General features: G+C 54.4%; 1 protein-coding gene. It reads right to left on the bottom strand.

What is annotated here, in order from left to right:
• The coding region (locus U5A57_RS41480) for a hypothetical protein (protein WP_321918130.1) at positions 1-317 on the bottom strand (317 nt) is incomplete at its 3' end.
• Positions 318-364 lie beyond the last annotated feature (47 nt).

Here is a 364-nt window from a genome sequence, read left to right on the forward strand (position 1 = left end):
TCAGTCCTTGATTGATACGATGTTTCGCTGGATCTAATATCGCACACGCTGCCATCGCATACGATATATATGTGGCGAGCGAAAGACTTTTTGCCGCGGGATGCTAGGCGGTTGCCCCCTTCCCGGCCGAAGCCGATCACACCACTGGACGCCTGTTGCGAGACATTAGGTTCTTGCATAATCTCGTCACGCTGTCTCAGTGATTCAGCCGATACGGGCTTATAGGTCGAAAGCAGCCCATGGCTCCCACCAAACGCAAGAGCGGTTGCAAGAGCCGAGAAAGCAACGAGCGTTGCAGTGATGAGCTTGGTCTTCATAATCGGATCTCGGTTCCCGAGCCGGTGACAGATGCGCGCATTGCTGG

The sequence above is a fragment of the Paraburkholderia sp. J11-2 genome, assembly GCF_905220185.1.
Lineage (GTDB): Bacteria > Pseudomonadota > Gammaproteobacteria > Burkholderiales > Burkholderiaceae > Paraburkholderia.